The 22,220-nt window shown below is 67.8% G+C and carries 18 protein-coding genes; 14 read left to right on the forward strand and 4 right to left on the reverse strand.

The features are described 5' to 3' along the window. The coding region (locus BN2503_RS19320) for an IS110 family transposase (RefSeq protein ID WP_148639739.1) at positions 1 to 187 on the reverse strand (187 nt) is incomplete at its 3' end. Between the two features lie 268 nt (positions 188 to 455). Here BN2503_RS19320 and BN2503_RS08040 point away from each other — a divergent pair. The 7 genes from BN2503_RS08040 (at position 456) to dld (ending at position 10,011) form a co-directional block, all read left to right on the forward strand. Continuing rightward, a complete protein-coding gene (locus tag BN2503_RS08040) occupies positions 456 to 1,913 on the forward strand; it encodes an MFS transporter (RefSeq protein WP_054256139.1) in 1,458 nt (485 codons plus the stop codon). Positions 1,914 to 1,929: 16 nt separating this feature from the next. After that, on the forward strand, positions 1,930 to 2,691 hold the full coding sequence (locus BN2503_RS08045) for a class II glutamine amidotransferase (protein WP_054256140.1): 762 nt from the start codon (positions 1,930 to 1,932) through the stop codon (positions 2,689 to 2,691). A 29-nt stretch (positions 2,692 to 2,720) separates the two neighbouring features. Beyond that, the gene (locus tag BN2503_RS08050) at positions 2,721 to 4,133 is read left to right on the forward strand and encodes an aminotransferase-like domain-containing protein (protein WP_054256191.1); all 1,413 of its coding nucleotides are present in this window, start codon (positions 2,721 to 2,723) and stop codon (positions 4,131 to 4,133) included. A gap of 478 nt (positions 4,134 to 4,611) precedes the next feature. Continuing rightward, positions 4,612 to 6,291: an L-lactate permease gene (lldP, locus tag BN2503_RS08055; protein WP_054256192.1), complete on the forward strand. Its 1,680-nt coding sequence runs from the start codon at positions 4,612 to 4,614 to the stop codon at positions 6,289 to 6,291. Between the two features lie 24 nt (positions 6,292 to 6,315). Next, on the forward strand, positions 6,316 to 7,110 hold the full coding sequence (lldR, locus tag BN2503_RS08060; protein WP_054256141.1) for a transcriptional regulator LldR: 795 nt from the start codon (positions 6,316 to 6,318) through the stop codon (positions 7,108 to 7,110). Between the two features lie 10 nt (positions 7,111 to 7,120). Next, positions 7,121 to 8,260: an FMN-dependent L-lactate dehydrogenase LldD gene (gene lldD, locus BN2503_RS08065; RefSeq protein ID WP_054256142.1), complete on the forward strand. Its 1,140-nt coding sequence runs from the start codon at positions 7,121 to 7,123 to the stop codon at positions 8,258 to 8,260. After that, complete coding sequence (gene dld / locus BN2503_RS08070; RefSeq protein ID WP_054256143.1) at positions 8,257 to 10,011, forward strand: D-lactate dehydrogenase; 1,755 nt, start codon at positions 8,257 to 8,259, stop codon at positions 10,009 to 10,011. Before lldD ends, dld begins: the two co-directional genes overlap by 4 nt. Positions 10,012 to 10,824: 813 nt before the next feature. Here dld and BN2503_RS08075 read toward each other — a convergent pair. Further along, positions 10,825 to 13,488, reverse strand: a complete 2,664-nt coding sequence (locus BN2503_RS08075) for a hybrid sensor histidine kinase/response regulator (protein WP_054256144.1) — start codon at positions 13,486 to 13,488, stop codon at positions 10,825 to 10,827. A 158-nt stretch (positions 13,489 to 13,646) separates the two neighbouring features. On the opposite strand from BN2503_RS08075, the gene BN2503_RS08080 reads away from it, so the two are divergent. Together BN2503_RS08080 and BN2503_RS08085 are read left to right on the forward strand one after the other, a co-directional pair. Continuing rightward, positions 13,647 to 15,008 (forward strand): dicarboxylate/amino acid:cation symporter, encoded by a 1,362-nt coding sequence (locus tag BN2503_RS08080; protein WP_054256145.1) that lies wholly within the window; start codon positions 13,647 to 13,649, stop codon positions 15,006 to 15,008. A 270-nt stretch (positions 15,009 to 15,278) separates the two neighbouring features. After that, entirely contained in the window at positions 15,279 to 15,734 is a 456-nt protein-coding gene (locus BN2503_RS08085) for a DUF2214 family protein (protein WP_054256146.1), read from the forward strand. 47 nt (positions 15,735 to 15,781) lie between these two features. On the opposite strand, the gene BN2503_RS08090 is transcribed toward BN2503_RS08085, so the two are convergent. Together BN2503_RS08090 and BN2503_RS08095 are read right to left on the reverse strand one after the other, a co-directional pair. Beyond that, complete coding sequence (locus BN2503_RS08090) at positions 15,782 to 16,087, reverse strand: PsiF family protein (protein WP_054256147.1); 306 nt, start codon at positions 16,085 to 16,087, stop codon at positions 15,782 to 15,784. Between the two features lie 151 nt (positions 16,088 to 16,238). Further along, entirely contained in the window at positions 16,239 to 16,742 is a 504-nt protein-coding gene (locus BN2503_RS08095) for a hypothetical protein (RefSeq protein ID WP_054256148.1), read from the reverse strand. Between the two features lie 134 nt (positions 16,743 to 16,876). Here BN2503_RS08095 and argS point away from each other — a divergent pair, with 134 nt between their 5' ends. From argS to BN2503_RS08120, 5 genes are all read left to right on the forward strand, one after another. Beyond that, a complete protein-coding gene (gene argS, locus BN2503_RS08100) occupies positions 16,877 to 18,583 on the forward strand; it encodes an arginine--tRNA ligase (protein WP_054256149.1) in 1,707 nt (568 codons plus the stop codon). A 12-nt stretch (positions 18,584 to 18,595) separates the two neighbouring features. Then, positions 18,596 to 19,258, forward strand: coding sequence for an SPOR domain-containing protein (locus tag BN2503_RS08105; RefSeq protein ID WP_054256150.1), 663 nt, complete (start codon positions 18,596 to 18,598; stop codon positions 19,256 to 19,258). Positions 19,259 to 19,346: 88 nt separating this feature from the next. Continuing rightward, positions 19,347 to 19,985 carry a thiol:disulfide interchange protein DsbA/DsbL gene (locus tag BN2503_RS08110; protein WP_054256151.1) on the forward strand — a complete coding sequence of 213 codons (639 nt, stop codon included), beginning with the start codon at positions 19,347 to 19,349 and terminating at the stop codon, positions 19,983 to 19,985. Between the two features lie 180 nt (positions 19,986 to 20,165). Continuing rightward, complete coding sequence (locus BN2503_RS08115; protein WP_054256152.1) at positions 20,166 to 20,483, forward strand: DUF485 domain-containing protein; 318 nt, start codon at positions 20,166 to 20,168, stop codon at positions 20,481 to 20,483. 5 nt (positions 20,484 to 20,488) lie between these two features. After that, a complete protein-coding gene (locus BN2503_RS08120; protein ID WP_199445247.1) occupies positions 20,489 to 22,165 on the forward strand; it encodes a cation acetate symporter in 1,677 nt (558 codons plus the stop codon). The last annotated feature ends 55 nt before the right edge of the window (positions 22,166 to 22,220 follow it).

The following is a 22,220-nucleotide window of genomic DNA, read 5'->3' on the forward strand; positions in this document are numbered from 1 at the left end:
CCTCGTAACCTCCGGTGGCCTCCATCACCACCAGGCCAACATCCATGGACTGCAAGGCAGCAGCCAGCGCACAGTGGCCATCAACATCGTTGGCAAACCGCTGGACATCGCTGTGGGTGCCCAGTACACAGACATCGACGTGTGCCTTGGCCACGTCGATACCTACCGTCACTGATAAAGCAGACATGATCTTCAACTCCCATGCTTGTACATGCGCGCTCAACGGTGGCGCGCGTAACCGTTCGGGCTCAATGAAGACCTGCGCGGTGGCCGTGCGTTCTGTACTCAGGGACGGGCTCGAACACCCCAGCGGCTACCAAACTGCACGGGCCGGTCTGGCTACCTTTACGGCAGTCAAACTCTACCGCGACGGTCTGGATGGAAGATACAAGCGGCTGCGCCGCTGGCCTGGGCCGTGCCGGTTTCAAGGGCCAGGGGCTGTGTAAGGCACCGCCATGACCGATTCCGCCGCCGCGCTCAAGGCCCGCTACGGCGAGCGCTACCGCTGGCTGCTGCTGCTCAGCGTGATGGTGGGCACCATGGCCTCCATCATCTCTTCGACCATCGTGAACGTGGCCATTCCCGACATGAGCCACCACTTCGCGCTGGGACAGGAGCGCGCGCAGTGGGTCACCTCGGGCTTCATGGTGGCCACCACCGTGGCCATGCTCACCACGCCATGGCTGCTGGCGCGCTTCGGTTACCGCACCACCTACGTGGGTGCGGTGCTGCTGCTCATGGTCGGCGGCATTGGTGGCGGGCTGGCCAGCGAATACTGGCTGGTGCTGGTCGCGCGCGTGGCCGAGGGGCTGGCGGCCGGCGTGGTGCAGCCGATCCCCGCCGTCATCATCCTGCACGCCTTCCTGCCGCACGAGCAGGGGCGCGCCAGCGGCATCTTTGGCATGGGCGTGGTGTTGGGCCCCGCCATTGGACCGAGCATCGGCGGGCTGCTGGTGGACTGGTTTGGCTGGCGCTCCATCTTCTTCATGGTCGTTCCACTGTGCCTGGCCTCGCTGTGGCTGGCGTACCGGTTCGTGCCGGTCACCGCACCGGGGGGCGCTGATGCCGGGCGCGACGGCGCGGGGCTGGACTGGGGCGGCCTGCTGCTGGGCGCCGGTGGCACGCTGTGCCTGCTCAACGGCCTGGTGGCGTTGCATGGCGGGCCCGCCGGCGAGTCGGCCGGGCTGCTGGGTGCGGCGCTGGCCGCGCTGGTGCTGTTCGTCTGGTGGCAGCGACGCCTGCTGGCACGCGGAAGCAAGCCGCTGATGGATCTGCGCCTGTTCGGCTACCGCCAGTTCGCCATGGGCTGCGTGGTGGCCTTCATCTACGGCACGGCGCTGTTCGGCTCCACCTATCTGCTGCCCGTTTTCATGCAGCTGGGGCTGCAGCTGTCGGCCTCGCATGTGGGCACCATCATGCTGCCGGCGGGTATCGCGCTGGCCGTCACCATTGCGCTGGTAGGGCGCCTGGCGGACCGGCGGCCTACGCCGCTGCTGGTGGGCACCGGGCTGGCGCTGCTGGCGGTGTCGTTCGCGTGCATGGTGCTGGTGCGCCCGGGCACGGCGCTGTGGCTGCTGGTCGCGGTGACCCTCGTTGGCCGTGTCGGCCTGGGCTTCATCCTGCCGTCGCTCAACCTGGGCGCCATGCGTCCGCTGGACAAGGCGCTGATCTCGCAGGGGTCGAGCGCCATCAGCTTCATCCGCATGCTCGGCGGCGCGGCCGGCGTGAGCCTGTGCGGTATCGTGCTGGAATGGCGCCTGGCGGCGCACGGCGCCACGCTGGCCGGCACAGCGGCGAGCGCCAGTCGCACGGCCGCTTTCGCCGAAACTTTTTTGATGCTCACCGGCCTGTGCCTGCTCGCGCTCGCGGCGGCCTGGCAGCTGCGCGAACCCGCATCTGTTCGCCCCTCCTGAACCTGACCTGCCTGCCATGTGCCAACTGCTCGGAATGAACTGCAACACGCCCACCGACGTGCGCTTCAGCTTCACAGGCTTCGCCCAGCGCGGCGGGGTCACGGGCGACCACACCGATGGCTGGGGCATCGCCTTTTTCGAGGACAAGGGCCTGCGCCACTTCGTCGATCACGAGCGTGCGGTGGATTCGCCCGTGGCCGAGCTGATCCGGCGCTACCCGGTCAAGAGCCGCAACGTCATCGCGCACATCCGCAAGGCGACGCAGGGCGTCGTGAGCCTGGAGAACTGCCATCCCTTCGTGCGCGAGCTGTGGGGGCGCTACTGGGTGTTTGCGCACAACGGCGACCTGAAGGACTTCCGCCCGCGCCTGCACGCGCACTTTCAGCCCGTGGGCAGCACCGACAGCGAGCACGCCTTCTGCTGGATCATGCAGGAGCTGTCCAAATCCCACGCGGGTGTGCCCACCATCGACGAACTCACGCTCACGCTGCGCGAGCTGGCGGCGCGCATCGCGCCGCACGGCACTTTCAATTTCCTGCTCTCCAACGGGCTGGCGTTGTGGGCGCATGCCTCGACGCACTTGCACTACATCGAGCGGCGCCACCCCTTTGCCAGTGCGCGCCTGAGCGACGAAGACCTGAGCCTGGACTTCTCCACCTGTACCACGCCCAGTGACCGCGTGGCGCTCATCGCCACCGCGCCGCTGACCTGCAACGAGCAGTGGACCGCGTTCGAGAGCGGCCAGCTCAAGGTGTTCGTGGACGGCGTGTGCCGCTGACGCAAACCCTGCCGCCGCCCGGCGTTCCCATGAAGCGCTACGAGGCCCTGGCGGCCGACATCGAGGCCTCGATCCGCGCCGGTGTACTGCGCCCGGGGGACCGCCTGCCCTCGGTGCGCCACACCTGCGAGAGCCGCGGTATCAGCGCCTCGACGGTGTTCCAGGCCTACTACCTGCTGGAGGCGCGCGGGCTGGTGCGTGCGCGCGAGCGTTCGGGCTACTACGTGAGCGAGGGCGCGCGCAAGCGCCCGCCTGCGCCCGACCATGCCTCGCAGCCTGCGGACGCCTCCATCGCCGTGGACGTGAGCGAGTTGGTGTTCGAGGTGCTGGAGGCCAGCCGCACGCGCGACACCGTGGCCTTCGGTTCGGCCTTCCCGAGCCCGCAGCTGTTTCCGTTGGCGCGTCTGGGCCAGTCGCTGGCGGCCACGGCACCCGCGCTCGACCCCTGGAGCACGGTGGACGACCTGACCCCCGGCAACCCGGCGCTGCGCCGCCAGATCGCGCTGCGCTACCTGGCCGACGGGCTGCGCGTGCACACCGATGAGATCGTCGTCACCAACGGTGCGCTGGAGGCGCTGAACCTGTGCCTGGCCGCCGTCACCCGGCCGGGCGGCGCGGTGGTGGTCGAGTCGCCCACCTTCTACGCTGCGTTGCAGGCGCTGGAGCGCCTGGGCCTGCAGGCCATCGAGGTGCCCACGCACCCGCGCGAGGGCATCGACCTCGCGGCGCTGGCACACGCCCTGGAGCGCCACCGCCCGCAGGCCTGCTGGCTCATGACCACGTTCCAGAACCCGCTGGGCAGCCTGATGCCCGAGGACAAGAAGCAGGCGCTGGTGGCGCTGCTGGCACGCCACGGCGTGCCGCTGATCGAGGACGACGTGTACGCCGAGCTGTACTTTGGCGACCGGCGCCCGCTGCCCGCCAAGGCCTTCGACCGCGAGGGCCTGGTGCTGCATTGCGGCTCGTTCTCCAAGTGCCTGGCGCCGGGCTACCGGCTCGGCTGGGCGGCGCCGGGGCGCTTTGCCCAGGCCGTGGCGCGCCAGAAGCTGACCACCACGCTTGGCGCCTCGGCCCCGGTGCAGGCAGCGCTGGCCGACTACCTGCAGCGCGGCGGCTTCGACAAGCATCTGCGCCGCCTGCGCCAGACGCTGGCCGCGCGCCAGGCGCGCGTGGCCGAGGCTGTGGCCGCGCACTTTCCGCCCGGCACGCGCGCCACGCAGCCGGCGGGTGGCTACTTCCTGTGGGTGGAACTGCCGGAAGGCGCTGACACGCTGCGGTTGCATCGCCAGGCGTTGCAGCACGGCATCAGCATCGCGCCGGGGCCCATCTTCTCGGCCTCGCGCGGCTTCGCGCATTGCCTGCGGCTGAACTACGGCCAGGAATGGAACGCGCGCAGCGAAGCCGCGCTGGCCACGCTGGGGCAGCTGGCGCACGCACTCTGAAGCAGCGTGGGCGCACTTTGGTGCCAAAACGGCCTCCAGCGCTTACTCAGCAAGCGCAAGGTGCTATGAAAAAGTGACTCAACCGGCCTGTGCGCCGGCGCCGGGCAGCGCATTCTCGTCGGCTGTGCCGCACACCGCCGCGCGCAGCGATGCCCCTTGGTCTTTAGCATTATTGGTATGACCAATAAGAATTTAATTGCGACGTTGCGTGGAAAATAAGTGTTAACCCTGTAATTGACGTGAAGATAAAGCCAGAGAATCGCCCCACTTTGTGTGGTTTGGTCTGTTGGTAATACCAATTTGGTTTATGCGGGCCGCTGCACGAGACGTGCCAGTCTGCCTCTTGCGCCAGCCGTTGCCCGGGTCCGTACGACCCGTGCTGCAAGCCACTGGAGGCCGCGCCGCCCGCGGTGCGCGACTGGAGGAGACCGACCCCCGCAGGCCCACCGGCCCGCACAACGCACTTCGCACAACGGCCATGCAAACCCTCTGGCAACAGAACTACGACCCCGCCGGGAACATCTGGATCTCGGCCCTGGTCGCGCTCATTCCCATCGTCTTCTTCTTCCTTGCGCTGACCCGGCTGCGTCTCAAGGGCTACCAGGCCGGCACCATCACGGTGCTGCTGGCCTTGGGCGTGGCGCTGCTGTTCTACAAGATGCCCGTGAGCGCGGCGCTGGCCTCGGCCGTGTACGGCTTCTTCTACGGTCTGTGGCCCATCGCCTGGATCATCGTGGCCGCGGTGTTCCTCTACAAAATCTCGGTCAAGACGGGGCAGTTCGACGTCATCCGCTCGTCCATCCTGTCGGTGACGCCCGACCAGCGGCTGCAGCTCATTCTGGTGGGCTTTTGCTTCGGCGCGTTCCTGGAGGGCGCGGCGGGCTTCGGTGCGCCCGTGGCCATTACGGCTGCCTTGCTGGTGGGCCTGGGCTTCAAGCCGCTGTATGCGGCTGGCCTGTGCCTGATCGCCAACACGGCGCCGGTGGCCTTTGGCGCCATGGGCATTCCGATCATCGTGGCGGGGCAGGTTTCGGGCGTGGATGCGTTCGCCATCGGCCAGATGGCCGGGCGCCAGTTGCCGTTCATGACCGTGATCGTGCTGTTCTGGCTCATGGCCATCATGGATGGCTGGCGCGGCGTCAAGGAAACCTGGCCCGCCGTGCTGGTGGGCGGTGGCTCGTTCGCACTGGTGCAGTTCCTCACGGCCAACTACATCGGCCCCGAGCTGCCGGACATCACCTCGGCCATCGTGTCGCTGGTGGCGCTGACGGCCTTCCTCAAGGTTTGGCAGCCCAAGCGCATCTTCCGCTTCGAGACCGAGGACGGCGCCAAGGCCGTGGCACAGCCTGCTGCGCCGGCCGCCACGGGCCAGCCGCTGACGGCGGGTGCCATCGTCAAGGCGTGGTCGCCCTTCATCATCCTCACCGCCATGGTGACGGTGTGGAGCATCAAGCCCTTCAAGGCGCTGTTCGCCGCTGGCGGCCCGCTTGCCTCGACCATCATCAACATCCCGGTGCCGTTCCTGCACAACCTGGTGGAGAAGGCGCCGCCCGTGGTCGCCAAGGTCACGCCCTATGGTGCGGTGTACACCTTCAACTGGCTGCTGGCCACTGGCACGGCCATCCTGATCGCGGCCATCATCACCATCGCCTTCACGCGCCTGTCGCCCGCCAAGGCCGCGGCCACGCTGGGCGAGACGTTCAAGGAACTGGCCATCCCGATCTATTCCATCGGCATGGTGCTGGCGTTCGCCTTCGTGGCCAACTACTCGGGCCTGTCGGCCACGCTGGCCCTGGCGCTGGCGCACACCGGCCAGGCGTTCACGTTCTTTTCGCCCTTCCTGGGCTGGATCGGCGTGTTCCTGACGGGCTCGGACACCTCGGCCAACGCGCTGTTCGCCGCGCTGCAGGCCACCACCGCGCAGCAGCTGGGCCTGCCCCAGGTGCTCACCGTGGCGGCCAACACCACGGGCGGCGTCACGGGCAAGATGATCTCGCCCCAGTCCATCGCCATTGCCTGCGCGGCCGTGGGCCTGGCCGGCAAGGAGTCGGACCTGTTCCGCTTCACCGTCAAGCACAGCCTGATCTTCGCCGTGATCATTGGCGTCATCACGACGCTGCAGGCCTACGTGTTTACGTGGATGATTCCGGGCCATTGAAACCCCGGAATCTGAGAGCTCCCCATGCGCCTAGCCGATCACGTTGTCGAAAAACTCCTCGCCCTGGTGCAGGAACGCGGTCTGCAGCCCGGACAGAAGCTGCCCGCCGAGCGGCAACTGGCCGAGGTGCTGGGGGTGTCGCGCACCTCGGTGCGCGAGGCCATCCAGAAGCTGGTCAGCCAGGGCGTGCTCTCGGCGCGGCGCGGCGACGGCACCTACGTGCAATCCCGCCCCACCGCCCACTGGCTGCAGGAAGCCATGCAGCCCCTGGCGGGCCTGATGGATGCCGACCCGCATTACCGCTACGACGTGCTGGAGACGCGCCACGCGCTGGAGACCAGCACCGCCTGGCTGGCCGCACAGCGCGCCACCGCGCAGGACAAGGCGCACATCCAGCGCTGCTTTGAAGTGATGCTGCAGCACCAGCGCAGCGGCCATGCCGAGCTGGCCGCGCGCGCCGACGCGCAGTTCCACCTGGCCATCGCCGAAGCCTCGCACAACCTGGTGCTGGTGCAGGTGATGCACAGCCTGTTCACCGTGGTGCTGTCCACCGTGGAGCGCAACCGCCACGACATGTTCCGCCTGAGCGCGCCCGTCACGCTGCAGGCCCTGACCGCGCAGCACCAGGCGCTGATGCAGGCCATCCTGGACGGCGACCCGCAGCGTGCGCGCGAATGCATCGGCGAGCACCTGGAGCATGTGCGCACCACCATCCAGCGCCTGGACGAAGACCGCGCGCGGCGCGAGCGTTCCATGCGCCTGCCGCTTGACCTGGCACCGACGCTGCTCCCCGCAGCCGAGCCGCCGACCCCGCCATGAGAAAACCATCATGATCATTTCTTCCAGCGCCGACTACCGCGCAGCAGCGCAACAGTTTCTTCCCCCCTTCCTGTTCCACTACATCGACGGCGGCGCCTATGCCGAACAAACGCTACGCCGCAATGTGGACGACTTCGCCGCCGTGGCGCTGCGCCAGCGCGTGCTCAAGGACATGAGCCAGCTCGACACCCGCATCGAGCTGTTTGGCGAAAAGCTCAGCATCCCCGTCGCCCTCTCGCCCGTGGGCCTGACGGGCATGTACCGCCGCCGCGGCGAGGTGCAGGCGGCCCGCGCGGCCGATGCGCACGGCATTCCGTTCACCATGTCCAGCGTGTCGGTCTGCCCCATTGAAGAAGTGGCGCCCAAGATCCAGCGCCCGATGTGGTTCCAGCTGTATGTGCTGAAGGACCGGGGCTTCATGCAGAACGCGCTGGAGCGCGCGCAGGCCGCCGGCTGCACCACCCTGGTGTTCACCGTGGACATGCCCGTGCCCGGCGCGCGCTACCGCGACGCGCATTCGGGCATGAGCGGCCCCAACGCCCCGCTGCGCCGCTACTGGCAGGCCGTGACGCACCCGCGCTGGGCGGTGGACGTGGGCCTGCTGGGCCGCCCGCATGACCTGGGCAACATCTCGGCCTACCGAGGCAGCCCCACAGGCCTGGCGGACTACATGGGCTACCTGGGGGCCAACTTTGATCCGTCGATTTCGTGGAAAGACCTGGAGTGGATCCGCGCCTTCTGGAAGGGGCCGATGGTCATCAAGGGCATCCTGGACCCCGAGGACGCCAAAGACGCCGTGCGCTTTGGCGCGGACGGCATCATCGTCTCCAACCACGGCGGGCGCCAGCTCGACGGCGTGCTGTCGTCGGCGCGCGCGCTGCCCGCCATTGCCGATGCGGTGAAGGGCCAGATCAAGATCCTGGCCGACTCCGGCATCCGCAACGGCCTGGATGTGGTGCGCGCCATCGCCCTGGGCGCCGACTGCGCCATGATCGGCCGCGCCTACATCTATGCGCTGGCAGCCGCCGGTGAGGCGGGCGTCAAACACCTGCTGGAGCTGCTGGAAAAAGAAATGCGCGTGGCCATGACCCTGACCAGCGTGGCCCGCGTGGCGGACATCACGGGCGACCTGCTGGTGCGCGAAGCATGAGCAGCGTGCCCGAGGTTCCGCGAGAAGCCCTGCTCGCGCAGCTGCGCAGCGCCGTGGGCGCCGCCCATGTGCTGACCGGCGACCAGGCCACGCGGCGCTTTCGCAAAGGCCACCGCACCGGCGAAGGGCCGGTGCTGGCCGTGGTGCGTCCCGGTACGCTGCTGGAGCAGTGGAAAGTGCTGCAGGCCGCCGTGGCGGCCGGGCGCATCGTCATCATGCAGGCGGCCAACACCGGGCTGACCGGCGGCTCCACCCCCGACGGTGCCGACTACGACCGCGAGATCGTGCTCATCAACACCCTGCGCATCACCGGCGTGCAAGTCATCCAGGGCGGCGCCCAGGTGGTCTGCCTGCCCGGCGCCACGCTGGACCGCCTGGAGCAGACGCTGGCGCCGCTGGGGCGCGAGCCGCACTCGGTCATCGGCTCGTCGTGCATTGGCGCCTCGGTGCTGGGCGGCATCTGCAACAACTCGGGCGGCGCGCTGGTGCGCCGGGGGCCGGCCTACACCGAGCTGGCGCTGTACGCCCGCGTGTGCGGCGACGGCACGCTGGAGCTGGTGAACCACCTGGGCATTGCCCTGGGCCGCACGCCGGAAGAAATCCTGACCCGGCTGCAGGACGGCCGCTACACCGAAGCCGACGTGGACAGCAACCCGCAGCGCGCGGCCTCGGACACGCGCTACGCCGACGATGTGCGCGCCGTGGACGCGGACACGCCCGCGCGCTTCAACGCCGACCCCTCGCGCCTGTTCGAGGCCTCGGGCTCAGCCGGCAAGCTGTGCCTGTTTGCCGTGCGGCTGGACACCTTTCCCAAGGAGCCCAGCACGGTGTTCTACATCGGCAGCAACGCGCCCGACGACCTCACGGCCGTGCGCCGCCACCTGCTCACGGCGCTGCCGCGCCTTCCGATTGCGGGCGAATACATCCACCGCACGGCCTACGACATTGGCGAAAAGTACGGCAAGGACACGTTCCTGCTCATTGACCGCTTTGGCACCGCACGGGTGCCCGCGGCCTTCGCGCTCAAGAGCCGGGTGGACGGTTTCTTTGAACGCCTGGGCCTGCGCGGCGTGACCGACCACCTGCTGCAAGCCTTCACCAACCTGCTGCCCCGCCACCTGCCCGCGCGCATGGGCGAATGGCGCCAGCGCTACGAACACCACCTGCTGGTGCGCGTGTCCAACGACACAGCGGAGGCCACGCGCGCCTTCCTCGCCCAGCACTTCGGCAACAGTCCCACGGGCGGCTGGTTCGAGTGCGACGCGGAGGAAGGGCGCAAGGCTTTCCTGCACCGTTTTGCCATCGCCGGCGCCGCCATCCGCTACCGCGCGGTGCACCGTGCAGAGGTCCAAGACATCGTGGCGCTGGACGTGGCGCTGCGCCGCAACGACCGCGACTGGGTGGAGGAGCTGCCTGCCGACGTGGAGCGCGACACCGTGCACAAGCTGTACTACGGCCATTTCTTCTGCCATGTGTTCCACCAGGACTACATCGTGAAGAAGGGCGTCGACCCGCTGGCCATGGAGCACCGCATGTGGGCGCTGCTGGACGCGCGCCGCGCCGAGTACCCGGCCGAGCATAACGTGGGCCACCTGTACGTGGCCAAGCCCGCGCTGGCGGGCTTCTACCGCGCGCTGGACCCGACCAACACCTTCAACCCGGGCATTGGCCACACCGCGCGGCTGCGTGGCTGGGAGGAGTGTTGTGACCGCCCGGGTGGCTGGCCGAAGGGGTATTCCGAAAAGGCTTGATTGCTTCTTTTTTTGGAGCTGCTAGCGCTTGCTGCTATTGGGTTAGGGGCTGTTTTTGCGCTTTTTGGGGTTTGTTTCCCGGGGCCGGGACTCGCCCCGGCGGGCGACACCCTTTTCTTGCGCGTGCAAGAAAAGGAAGCAAAAGAAGCACGCCCCTGCTGTCCGTATCCCCTGCGCTTCGCTCCGGGGCAGCCTGCGGTGCTTGGGCGCGGGACGGTGCCGCGTAACTCGCTGCGCGCCTGCGGCGCTGCGCTCAAACAGACGCGGCAAGTCAGATCACGAAGCGCGTGTGTCCTTCGGCACACGCGCCCCCCCCACGCCCTGCGCTCCTCGGTACGGCCAGAAGGGGTTTGAAGCCCCATACGGGCCATCGCTGCGCTCGGCCTGGACTTCGCGGCGCGTAGCGCCTGCGCCCGCGAGGCCGAGCGCAGCGATGGCCCGTGTCGTCTCCACCCCCTTTCAGGCTGCGCCTGGGGCGAGGCGCTGGTGGGGTGGCATGCGCGCAGTCGCGCATGCGTCGTGAACTGACTCGCTGCGGTTGTTTGAGCGCAGCGCGTAGCGCGCAGCGAGTTCCGCAGCGCACCCCGCCAGCGTCTCGCCCCAGGTGTGCCCCCACGCGCAGCTTGGGGGTCGCAGACTGCGGGGCGCGTTTCTTTGCCTCCTTTCTTGCCGCGCGGCAAGAAAGGAGGTCGCCCGCCGGGGCGAGTCCCGGCCCCGGGAAGCAAAACCGCTACACGCATCAAAACGGCACCAAACCCAATACCAGCAAGCGCAATCAGCTATCAAATTTGAAAGCAGCCCCAGGTCCGCGCATCAGGACGGCGCCCGTTCCTGCAGGCGCAGCAAAGTCTGGCTGACCAACGCCCGCAGCGCCGGGGCGCGCACTGGCTTGGCGAGGAAGCCCCAGCCACGCTCGGCGGCCTGGCTGCGCAGCGTGGCGTCGCGCTCGGCCGTGACCAGGATCACGGCCGGTGCCTGGCCCCAGCGCTGGCACAGCGCGGCGTACACGTCGGGGCCGTGGTGGCTGCCCAGGTGCACGTCGAGCAGCACCAGCTGCGGTGCCTGGCCCGGCGCGGCCTGGGCCAGCGCCTCGGGCGCGCCCCCGGCCAGCGGCACCGCGCAGCCCCAGCGTTGCAGCAGCGCCTGGGTGGCGGCGCGGGTCTGCGGGTCGTCCTCGATGACCCAGGCGCTGCTGCCGTGCAGCGGGGCGTCGTCCGCCAGCTCTGGCGCGGCCGGCAGGGCGGCGTGGGCCTGCACGGCGGCCGGGTCGCCCAGCGGCACGCGCACCCAGAACACGCTGCCGCGCCCGAGCTGCGAGCGCAGGCCGATCTCATGGCCCAGCAGGCGGCCCAGACGCTCGACGATGGCCAGGCCCAGGCCGGCGCCCCGGTCGCCGTCGCCGCCTTCGTCGAGGCGGCGAAACTCCTCGAAGATCTCGCGCTGCAGTGCCTCGGGAATGCCCGGGCCCTGGTCGTGCACCTCGATGCGCACGTGCGCGCCGTCGCGCCGGCAGCCGACCACGATGCGCCCCTGGCGGCTGTAGCGGATGGCGTTGGAGACATAGTTCTGCACGATGCGCCGCAGCAGGTTCTCGTCGGTGCGCACCACGTGCCGCGTGGGCATGCACGACAGCTTCAGCCCGCGCTTGCTGGCGAGCACGCCGAAGTTGTGCGCCAGCACCTGCAGCAGCGGGCCCAGGGGCACGTCGCGCACGTGCACTTCGAGCTGGCCGGACTCCATGCGGGCGAGGTCCAGCAGGCTGCTGAGAATGGCGTCTTGCGCCGCCAGGGCGCTGTCGATGCTGTCGGCCACGTGGCGCCCGGCGTCGTCGTGCAGGTGGCTGCGCAGCAGCGAGGTGAACATGCGCGCTGCGTTCAGCGGCTGCAGCAGGTCGTGCACGGCAGCGGCGACGAAGCGGCTCTTGGTGCGGTTGGCGCGCTCGGCCTCGCGCCGGGCGGCGTCCAGGTCGCGTGTGCGTTCGGCCACGCGGCGCTCCAGCGCGTCGGCCAGCGAGCGCAGCTCGCGCGCGGCATTCTTGTAGCTGGTGATGTCGGCGTAGCTGGTCACGAAGCCGCCCTCGGGCAGCGGGTTGCCGCGGATTTCCAGCACGGTGCCGTCTTCCTTGGCGCTTTCGTGCAGGTGCGGCGTGCCACTGCGCAGGTGCGCCAGGCGCCGCTCGATCGACTCCTCCAGCGGCCCGTGCCCGAGCAGGCCGCGCCGCGCGTTGTGGCGCAGCAGGTCTTCGATGGGCTGGCCCACGCGCATGAGCTCGGGCGGGTAGCGGAACAGCTCCACGTAGCGCGAGTTCCAGGCCACCAGGTTGAGCTGCGCATCGATGATCACCACGCCCTGTGGCAGGTGCTCCAGGCTACGCGACAGGCCGGTGTCGGCCTGCTTGGCCGCCTGCACGATGCCGTCCTGCGCGGTGCGCAGCTCCTGGGCATGCTGGTGTAGCACCGCCTCCAGTTCCTCGCGGCTGCGCTGGCGCAACAGTGACAGGCGCTGGCGCTGGCGCGCGAACAGCACCAGCAGGGCCAGCGCCAGCCAGCCACCGGCGCCCGCGGCGGCGGCCCAGCGGCTTTCCGCCAGGCTGTTGTGCGTCTCGTGCACCAGGTGCAGTTGCCAGGGGGTGCCGGCCAGGGGCTGGGTCTGCCACAGCACGCGGCCCGGCAGGGCGGGCAGGTCGGCGGATTGCACGCGCACCAGGCGCCCGCCGTTGTCCAGGCGGCTGTCCACACGGTACGCCAGCGGGCGCAGCGGCTGGTTGGCGTACTGCCGCGTGGCCTGGAGTTCGCGGCGCCCGGCCTCGTCCAGCGGGTTGAGCAGACGGTAGCGCCATGCGTCCTGGCTGGCCAGGAAGACCACGCCGTGCGCGTCGGATGCAAGCACGATGTCGGGTGTCTGCAGCCACTCGCGCTCCAACTCCTGCAGTGCGATCTTGATGGCCACCAGCCCCAGGGTGTGGCCGCTGCCGTCGCGGATGGCCTGCGACAGAAAGTAGCCCGGCTCGCCCGTGGTCACGCCGATGCCGTAGAAGCTGCCGCGCCCCTGCGCCAGCGCCTGCTGCACGTAGGGGCGGAAGCTGTAGTCCACGCCCACGTTGCTGGTGGCGGTGCGCCAGTTGCTGGCCGCCACGGCCTGGCCGTCGCGGTTGAGCAGGGTCAGCGTGGAGGACTGGCTGGCGCCGTTGGCCTGCTCCAGCTTGCGGTTGAGCGCCTCGACCTCGGCGGGCGACAGCGGGTGCGTCAGTGCATCGCGCAGCTGTGCATCCAGCGCCAGCACCTCGGGCAGCGTACGGTAGCGGTCGATGCGCTGGGCCAGGGCCTGCCCGTACAGCGCCAGCTGGCGCTCCACGCTGGCGCTCTCCTCGCTCAGCGAACGCTGCCAGGTCCAGTGTCCGGCCAGGAGCATGCAGCCCGCCATACCCCCGAGGACGACCAGCAGGGTCCAGAGTTTGCGGCGCGAGGGTGGGGTCATGGTGGGTAGGTGTTTTCCCTAGGTTTGGGCGGGCATTCTCAGGGAGCCGCCCGCCGACTAATACCAATAGGTTATCGGCGCAAAAAGTTCCCGGCGGTACAAACGGCTCCCTCGAACACCCCACAGGGGTGGTTCCCCGCGATTTCTGGAGACCTTGCATGCACGCCATTCCCGCCCACGCAGCCCCTTTGCCTTCGACGCTGCGTCTGCCGTTTTACCGGCAACTGTATTTTCAGGTGGTGATCGCCATCGTCCTGGGGGTGCTGCTCGGCCACTTCGAGCCCGCCTATGGCGAGGCGCTCAAGCCGCTGGGCGACGGCTTCATCAAGCTGGTGAAGATGATCATCGCGCCGGTGATCTTCCTGACCATCGTTACCGGCATCGCCGGCATGTCGCAGCTCAGCGCCGTGGGCCGTGTGTTCGGCAAGGCCATGGCGTACTTCCTGTTCTTCTCCACGCTGGCCCTGGTGGTTGGCATGATCGTGGCCAACGTGGTGCAACCCGGCGCGGGCATGAACATCAACCCCGCCGACCTGGACCAGACGGCCGTCAAGTCCTACGTGGCAAAGTCGCACGAGATGACGCTGACGGGCTTCGTCATGGACATCATCCCGAAGACGCTGATCAGCCCGTTCGTGGGCGACAACATCCTGCAGGTGCTGCTGGTGGCCGTGCTGTTCGGCATCGCGCTGGCCCTGGCCGGTGAGCGTGGCACGCCGGTGCTGGACTTCCTTGAAGCGCTGACGGCGCCCGTGTTCAAGCTCGTGGCCATCGTCATGAAGGCCGCGCCCATCGGCGCCTTCGGTGCCATCGCTTTCACCATCGGCAAGTTCGGCCTGGGGTCGCTGGTGAACCTGGCCTGGCTGGTGGGGTCGTTCTACGTCACGTCGCTGCTGTTCGTGGTGGTGGTGCTGGGCACGGTGGGGCGCCTGTGCGGCTTCTCGGTGCTCAAGCTGTGCCGCTACCTGAAGGCCGAGCTGCTGCTGGTGCTGGGCACCTCGTCGTCCGAATCGGCCCTGCCGTCGCTGATGGAAAAGATGGAGAAGGCGGGCTGCAGCAAGTCAGTGGTCGGCCTGGTTGTGCCCACGGGCTACTCCTTCAACCTGGATGGCACCAACATCTACATGACGCTGGCAGCGCTGTTCATCGCGCAGGCCACGAACACCGAGCTGTCGCTGGGCCACCAGGTCATGCTGCTGCTGGTGGCCATGCTCAGCTCCAAGGGCGCAGCGGGTGTGACCGGCGCCGGCTTCATCACCCTGGCCGCCACGCTGGCCGTGGTGCCCGAGGTGCCGGTGGCGGGCATGGCGCTGATCCTGGGGGTGGACCGCTTCATGAGCGAGTGCCGTTCGCTGACCAACTTCGTGGGCAATGCCGTGGCCACGGTGGTCGTCTCGCGCTGGGAAAATGCGCTCGACTACCAGCGCCTGCACGCGGCCCTCGATGGCCAGGCGGTGCCGCACGCGGCACCGGCCGGGCTGCCGGTGGGCGCTACCGCCACCGTCCAGGCTGCGGGCTAAGCCGCGCTGCATTCCCCCCAAGGGCCCGCAAGGGCCCTTTGCTTTTTGCCGCCGAACCCCGGGTGCGTCGTGTGCCCCTTTTTTGATAGCGTTTGGCGCTTGCTGCTATTGGCCTGGAGTGCATTTGGCTTGAAATGCCAGGGCGCCGCCATGCGGCCGTCAACCGTCAGCCGTACGGGCCGGGGCCCTGTGCGTTGCAACGGGCTGCGGCGCCAGCGCGCAGTCGGGCTACGATCGGGCGCATCGATAGTCACCGAGAAACGCGCCGCCATGACCACCGAAGCCCTGCTGGCCTACGCCCACATCCTCGCCATTCTGATGACTGCCACCTTTCTCGCCAGCGAGGCGGCGCTGTGCCGCCGCGAGTGGATGAACGCCGCCGTGGTTGAGCGGCTGGTGCGGCTGGACCTGCTCTACGGCATCAGCGCGCTGGCGCTGCTGGCCACGGGCCTGGCGCGCACCTGGTGGGGCATGAAGGGCGCGGGCTGGTACTGGTCCCAGCCGCTGCTGCATGCCAAGGTCACGCTGTTCGTGGTGATCGGGCTGATGTCGCTGGGGCCGACCATGCGCTTCCTGCGCTGGCGCCGCCAACTGCGCGCCACGGGGGCGCTGCCCGCCGAGGCCGAGGTGCGCGGCGTGCGCCGCCTGGTGATGATCGAGGCGCACCTGATGGTGCTGATCCCGCTGCTGGGGGTGTTCCTAGCGCGGGGCGTGGGCACGAAATAAAAAAGCCCCGCGCGCGGCGGGGCCTGGAGTTGGGGCGCGGGGATGCGTCAGGCCGGGGCGCCGGACAGGCAGCCCTTCATGAAGGCCTTGCGCTCGTCGCCCTTCAGATCCTTGGTCTTGGCGTCGGCGTTGCACGACTTCATCTTGTCCTGCTGGGTTTCCTTCTTGGCCGACAGGCAGGTCTTCATGAAGGCCTTGCGCTCGTCGCCCTTCTTGTCGCCCGCCTCGGTGTTGCAGGTCTTCATCTTGCTTTGCTGGGCGGTGGGGGCCTTCTTGGCGTCGCCATCGGCTGCGTGGGCGGTGAACGAGAGGGCGAGGCTGGCGACGGCCAACAGGGAAAGCAGTTTCTTCATGTAGTGCTCCTGCGAAAGTGGATGGATGACCCGGTGCGCATGCGGCACGCGGGTCACCCAGCATAACGCCGCCCAGGGGCTCCAGGATGACGGGGCGCCCCCGTAGCATGCGTGCGGTGTTCTCGATGGTCAGGAGGTCCTAGGCAGGTCGCTACGCCGGCGGCACGGCGGCTTCATGGAAGGCCTTGAGCCTGCTCTGGATCACCGAGGTGTCATGGGCCAGGCCGTGGAGCGAAAAAGCCACATCGCCACCGCCACGGAAGGCGCGCTGCAGCGCCTGGGTGATCGGGCCTTGGGCGCCATGGCGCAGCCTTGCCACGATGGCGTCGGTGCGGAAGTTGATGTGGACACTCTCCATGGCATTCCAGCGCACAGTCTGCGGATCGTCTTGCCGCAGGTCGAGAATGCCCTGGGCGTCAATGATGAGTGCGGGCTCCCGGTCCTGGTGGGCATCCCAGGCCCATCGGGCCAGGGTCCAGGTGATGCAGAACGACCCGAAGGCCCCGATTGCACCGATGAGGGTGAGCAGCCGGTCGTTGGATGCCACTGCCAGAAAGACGGAGTACGCCGTGGTCAAGGCCATCAGCACGGTGAACGGCACCTGGAAGTACAGCGTCCAACGGCGTCGGTACAGATGGATGGCGGGGGGCTGCATGTGCGGCGGGGCTCCGGGTGGTGGGTGTGAAACGATTGTGCCCGCGGCTCCGCCTGGGGCGCAAACGGGGCGTGCCACCGGGTCGGGCGGTGTGTGTCCTGCCAGCGTCATTGGCGGCCCCGTAAAATCCGCCGATGCTCACCGCCAAAAATGAATTGCTCGCTGCGCTGGCAGCCGAGCTGGAAAAACTGTCCGAAGGCGCTGGCGCCAAGGCCGCATTCGAATCGCCCAAGGTGGCGGCCCATGGCGACTTCGCCTGCACTGCTGCCATGCAGCTGGCCAAGCCGCTCAAGCTCAACCCGCGTGCACTAGGCGAGCAGCTCAAGGCTGCGCTGGAGTCCACGTCGGCCTTTGGCCGCTGGGTCGATGCGATCGAGATCGCAGGCCCGGGCTTTCTCAACATCCGCTTGAAGCCCGCCGCCAAGCAGGCCGTGGTGCACGAGGTGCTGGCCGCGGGCGAGCGCTTTGGTTACCAGCCGGACAACGGCCAGCGCGTGCTGGTCGAGTTCGTCTCGGCCAACCCCACGGGCCCGCTGCACGTGGGCCACGGCCGCCAGGCGGCGCTGGGCGATGCGATCTGCAACCTGTTCAGCACCCAGGGCTGGAACGTGCACCGCGAGTTCTATTACAACGACGCGGGCGTGCAGATCGACACGCTCACCAAAAGCACGCAGCTGCGCGCCAAGGGCTTCAAGCCGGGCGACGACTGCTGGCCCACCGATGCCGACAACCCGTTGGCCAAGAACTTCTACAACGGCGACTACATCGCCGACATCGCCCAGGCGTTCCTGAACAAGGAAACCGTCAAAGCCGACGACCGCGAATTCACCGCCAACGGCGACGTCGAGGACTACGACAACATCCGCCAGTTTGCCGTGGCCTACCTGCGCAACGAGCAGGACAAGGACTTGCAGGCGTTCAACCTGAAGTTCGACGAGTACTACCTGGAGTCCAGCCTGTACACCAGCGGCCGCGTGGAGGCCACGGTGAACAAGCTCATCGCCAATGGCAAGACCTACGAGCAGGACGGCGCGCTGTGGCTCAAGAGCACCGAGTACGGCGACGACAAGGATCGCGTCATGCGCAAGCAGGACGGCACCTACACCTACTTCGTGCCCGATGTGGCCTACCACATCGCCAAGTGGGAGCGTGGCTTCGCCAAGGTCGTCAATATCCAGGGCACGGACCACCATGGCACCATCGCCCGCGTGCGCGCTGGCCTGCAGGCGGCCGACGTGGGCATTCCCCAGGGCTATCCCGACTACGTGCTGCACACCATGGTGCGCGTGGTGCGTGGCGGCCAGGAAGTGAAGATCAGCAAGCGCGCGGGCAGCTACGTCACGTTGCGCGACCTGATCGAGTGGACCAGCAAGGATGCGGTGCGCTTCTTCCTTTTGAGCCGCAAGCCCGACACCGAGTACACCTTCGACGTGGACTTGGCCGTGGCGCAGAACAACGACAACCCGGTGTACTACGTGCAGTACGCCCATGCGCGCATCCGCTCGGTGCTGCGGGCGTGGCAGGAGCAGGGCGGCGACGTGGCTTCGCTGCAGGGCGCGGATCTGTCGGCCCTCGAAGGCCCGCAGGCCCAGGCGCTGATGCTGCAACTGGCCAAGTACCCCGAGATGCTCACTGCCGCCACCGAGGGCGAGGCACCGCATGACGTGACCTTCTACCTGCGCGACCTGGCCGCGAGCTACCACAGCTACTACGATGCCGAGCGCATCCTCGTGGACGACGAGGCCGTCAAACGCGCGCGCCTGGCCCTGGTTGCCGCCACTGCACAGGTGCTGGCCAACGGCCTGGCGGTGCTGGGCGTGTCGGCTCCTGAACGAATGTAAGCCTCTACTGCTATGACAACACGACAACGCGGCGGCACCATCGTCGGCTTCATTTTCGGTTTGATCGTCGGGCTGGGGGTGGCGCTCGCCGTCGTGGTTTACGTGATGAAAGTGCCCGTGCCTTTCATCACCAAGGGCGGGTTGCGCGGCCCCGAGCAGGACGCCGCCGAGGCCGAGAAGAACCGCAACTGGAACCCCAACCACATGCTGGCGGGCAAGCCCGCGCCTGCGCGGCCTGCCGAGCCGGCCGCCCCGGCAGCCTCCGAGGCCGTGGCACCCACGCCGTCCAAGGTGGCGGAGCCCAAGCCGGACGCCAAGGATGCTGCGAAGGACGCCGTGGCGAAGAACGCCAAGGACAAGGACGCGAACAAGCCCGCGGCCTCGGCCGATCCGCTGGGAGATTTCGCCAAGGCCAAGGCCTCGACGGCCACGGCAGAGCCGTTCGAATACTTTGTGCAGGCTGGCGCGTTCAACACCCAGCAAGATGCCGATGCGCAGCGCGCCAAGCTGGCCATGCTGGGTTGGGAGGCGCGCGTGAGCGAACGCGAGCAGAATGGTCGCGCCTACTTCCGCGTGCGCGTAGGGCCGTTTGCCAAGCGCGATGACGCCGAGCAGCTCAAAGACAAGCTCAAGGGCGCGGGTGTCGAATCGACCCTGGTGCGCGTGCAGCGGTGATGCCCGGCCAGGTGCCAGGCACCCGAGAGTGAACTTTTCACGGGGGCGCTGCTCCCATCGCTATTCCGATCAAGGAGATTGACGAAACATGAAACGCCGCGAGTTTTCTCTCACCGCCGCCTCGGCCCTGGCCATGGGTGCCCTTTCCCTGCCCGCCGTGGCACAGCCCCGCGAGGGCAAGGACTACCGCAAGCTGGCCAAGCCTGTGGCCACGGACGCGCCCGCCGGCAAGGTGGAAGTGATCGAGTTCTTCTGGTACAGCTGCGGTCACTGCAACGCCTTTGAGCCGACCTTTGCCGCCTGGCTGAAGAACGCACCCAAGGACCTCGTGGTGCATCGCGTGCCCGTGGCGTTCAACGGCAGCTTCGTGCCGCAGCAAAAGATTTATTACGCCCTTGAAGGCCTGGGCAAGACTGAGGAAATTCATGCCAAGGTGTTCCGCGCCATCCATGTGGATCGCCTGAAGCTCACCAAGGACGACGAAATCTTTGACTGGATGGGCAAGCAAGGCGTAGACGTGGCCAAGTTCAAGGAGATGTACAACTCCTTCACCGTGTCCAACCAGGTGCGCAAGGCCACGCAGATCCAGGACGCCTACGGCGTCGAGGGCGTGCCCTCGATGGGCGTGGCTGGCCGCTACTACACCGACGGCACCATGGCCGGCAGCATGCAGAACGTGCTGCAGGTGGTGGACCAGCTGGCGGCCCAGGCGCGCAAGGGCGCCTGAGGGCGTCCACACGCTTCGAGCCCTTTTCTCCCCTCTGGACCAACAGCCCGCCCCTGCGGGCTGTTTTTCTTTCTCCCGACCACGGGGTTGTAAGGATGGCAAAGGCTTGCCTTCCTAGAATGCGCCGCCCATGTTGCACTGCAGCATGGGGCTATCGCTGCCAACAATCCAGGGAGAAAAATGTCCAATCCACTCTATGACAACATCAAGCGCGACCCGCGCTACGCGCAGCTCGTGCGCGAGCGGGTGCGGTTTGCGACGACGCTGGCGCTGCTGGTCATCGGCGTCTTCTTCGCTTTCGTGCTGCTTGTGGCCTTCGTGCCTGGCGTCATTGCCCAGCGTCTGTCCGAGGGCAGCAACCTGACCGTGGGCGTGGCCCTGGGGTTTGCGCAGTTTGTGTTCTTTTGCGCGCTCACCTGGGTGTATGTGCGCCGCGCCAACAGCGACTTCGATCCCCGCAACGCACAGATCGTGCAAGACGCCCTGAGGAAGTCGTGATGCGCATGTCCTCCTTCTCCTCTTCTTCGCGCGCGCTGCTGGCGCTGTCTCTGCTGCTGCCGGCCCTGGCCTGGGCGGGCCCTGACCTGGGCGTGGCCCAGAAGCAGCCGCTCAACTGGCATGCCATCGGCATGTTCTTCGTCTTCGTGCTGATGACGCTGGGCATCACGTACTGGGCTGCAGGCCGCTCCAAGTCGGCGTCGGACTTCTACACCGCCGGCGGTGGCATCACCGGCAAGCAAAATGGCCTGGCGATCGCTGGCGACTTCATGTCGGCAGCCACGCTGCTGGGCCTCACGGCCATGATCTACGGCGACGGCGTCGATGGCTACATCTACATGGTGGCCTTCTTCGTTGGCTGGCCCATCATCCTGTTCCTGATGGCCGAGCGCCTGCGCAATCTGGGCAAATTCACCTTTGCCGACATTACCGCCTACCGCCTGCGCCAAGGCCCGGTGCGCACCATGGCCGCCGTCAGTTCCCTGACCGTGGTGTGCTTCTACCTGGTGGCGCAGATGGTTGGCGCCGGCCAGCTCATCAAGCTGCTGTTCGGCCTGGACTACAACGTGGCCCTGGTTGTCGTGGGTGCGCTGATGCTGGTGTACGTGATCTTCGGCGGCATGGTGGCCACCACCTGGGTGCAGATCATCAAGGCCTGCATGCTGCTGGCGGGGGGCACGGCCATCATGCTGCTGGCGTTCTCGCAGTTTGGCTTCAGCTTCCAGACCCTGACCACCAAGGCCATGGAAGTGCATAAGCTGGGGCAGAACATGCTCTCGCCGGGCAAGCTGCTGGCGGATCCCGTGACCGCCATTTCCATGGGCCTGGGGCTGATGTTCGGCATCGCTGGGCTGCCGCACATCCTGATGCGCTTCTTCACAGTGACCAATGCGCAGGAGGCGCGCAAGTCGGTGTTCTACGCCTCGGGCATCATCGCCTTCTTCTTCAACGTCATCGCCATCATGGGCCTGTGCGCCATCGTGCTGGTGGGCACCAACCCCGAGTTCTTCGAGGGCGGCCAAGTTGGCGGCAAGCTGGTGGGTGGCGGCAACATGGTGGCGCTGCACCTGGCCAAGGCTGCGGGCGGCAACCTGCTGTTGGGCTTCCTCTCGGCGGTGGCGTTTGCCACCATCCTGGCCGTGGTGGCCGGCCTGGCGCTGGCCGGTGCCTCCGCCATCTCGCACGACCTGTATGCCCGCGTCATCATGAAGGGCCAGGCCAGCGAGGAGAAGGAGATCCGTGTATCCAAGATCGCGACCCTGTGCCTGGGTGTGGTGGCCGTGCTGCTGGGCATGGCGTTCGAGAAGATGAACGTGGCCTTCATGGTGGCACTGGCCTTCGGCGTGGCCTCCTGCGCCAACTTCCCGGTGCTGCTCATGTCCATGTACTGGAAGGGCCTGACCACGCGTGGCGCCCTGGTGGGCGGCTACACCGGGCTGATCAGCTCGGTGCTGTTCGTGCTCTTCTCCAAGTCGGTGTGGGTGGACGTGCTGGGCAATCCTGCGCCGCTGTTCCCCTACACGCAGCCGGCGCTGTTCGCGATGCCGCTGGCGTTCCTGGCCATCTACGTGTTCTCCAAGCTCGACACCAGTGCCGAGGCACAGGCCGAGCGTGCAGCGTTTGACGACCAGTACGTGCGCGCGCAGACGGGTGTGGGCGCTGCCAGCGCCGCCGCGCACTGAGTGCGCAACGCTGCCGGGCTGTGCAGGCACGGCAGCCACGCCGGGAGGCGGTGGT

Source organism: Paenacidovorax caeni (assembly GCF_001298675.1).
GTDB classification, from domain to species: domain Bacteria; phylum Pseudomonadota; class Gammaproteobacteria; order Burkholderiales; family Burkholderiaceae_C; genus Paenacidovorax; species Paenacidovorax caeni.